This is a genomic window from Micromonospora sp. D75 (genome assembly GCF_018070405.1).
GTDB classification, from domain to species: Bacteria; Actinomycetota; Actinomycetes; order Mycobacteriales; family Micromonosporaceae; genus Micromonospora; species Micromonospora chalcea.
Genome location: NZ_JAGPXV010000948.1, coordinates 1 through 1,494, shown reverse-complemented (window position 1 = coordinate 1,494; position 1,494 = coordinate 1). Strand labels below are relative to the sequence as shown.

At 74.7% G+C, this 1,494-nt stretch carries 1 protein-coding gene; it reads right to left on the bottom strand.

The genetic code is table 11. From position 1 onward, the window contains the following. Positions 1-1,494 (bottom strand): SseB family protein (locus KBX39_RS30975; protein ID WP_210873947.1); only part of this gene is annotated, 1,494 nt, incomplete at both ends.

Sequence of the window (1,494 nt, the reverse complement as noted above, 5' to 3'; positions counted from 1 at the left end):
GCGGTCGCTCGATCACCCAGCCCTCCATCGCCCGCATCGCGGCCTCGTTCGGCCCGCCGTAGGGGATCCGGTAGAGGCTCGGCCGGTAGGCCGGCCAGCGCAGCAGGTAGATCTCCTCGTCGTCCGGGGAGAACGGCGAACCCGGGTGGCCGAGCCCGAGCGCCCGGTACAGCTCCGCCGGGCTGTTCAGGTGCGCCAGTTCCCCGGCCCGGTGCACGAAGCCGGAGACCCGGTCGTAGCCACGCTCCAGGTAGTACGCGAGCTGGCTCGCCGCGATCGCCTTCTGCATGGTCACCGGCTGGTTCGCGGCGATCGTCGGCACCTCCGGGCGCTGTCGTTCCGCCGACTGCGGCGCGGCGGCCGGCTCCGGGTCGTCGCCGAGGCCCACCTCGGCCGCCCAGTTGGCGAGCGCGAGAACCTGCTCCCCCGGGTACGTCGCGCCGACCGGGCTGTCCGGGTTCACCCGGAACGACCAGGACACGTCCGGCCACTTGCGAATGAGCTGGACGAACTTGACCCGTACCGTCTCGACCGCGTCTCCGGCGTGCTCGGCGAGGCGTTCCGGGGAGGTGTAGACCGAGACGGACGTCTCGCCGTCCACCGGCTCGGTGTGCCAGACGAACCCCGGCTCACCCGGCCGGCTGCCCGCGGCCGAGTCGGGCGCGGCCGGCAGCAGCACCCGGGCCAGCAGCAGGGTGGTGAGGAAGCCGTCGGTGCTCCCGCTGCCCGCGGCGGCCAGCAACTCCTCCTCCACGTTGTTCGCCGGCACGAAGTCGGCCGGAGCGGCGGCGCTCACCGGGTCGCCGTCGATCGGCGCCGGCTCCGCCAGGGGCGCGGGCGGCGCGGAGGTGTCCGGCGTCTCGTGCGGGGTGGACAGCGCGACGGTCGGCTCACCCGGCGCGAACAGCGACGTGGTGACGGAGTCGTCGAAGGCCGCCGGTTCGGCCTCGGTGGCCGGCTGCGTGGCCGGCTCGGCGTCGGCGGCCGGCTCGAAGAGCGACACGGTGGCCTGTTCCCCGGCGGTGGCCGGCGCGAACAGGGCCGCCGTCTGCTCGGGCGGCGTCGGCGCGAACAGCGAGGTGGTCGACTCGGCAGCCGGCGTGTGCGCCTCGAACAGGGAAACAGTGGGTTCGGCCGTCGAGGTGAACGACACCGTCGGATCGTCGAGCCGCCCGGCCCGGTCGAACGGCGCCGTCTCGGCCGGCGCAACGGTGTGGGCGGCCTCGGTGAGGTTCATCGTCTCGTCGCCGGTCGTCAGCAGCGGGTCGGCCGGGAGCGGCGCGGTCGGGTCACCGGCCCAGGGTGCCGCCGCGTGATCGGCCGGCACGGCACGCACCGGGTCGGCGTACTGCGCGGACCAGGGCTGATCGGGCTCGGTCAGGTCGCGGGCCTCGATGACCGTGCCCTCGATGACGATGGGGGTGAAGTCCCGGCGCGGCGCGGGCGGGCTCGACACCGGCTCGGCGATCGAGGGCGACAGCGCCTCCGTCGGGT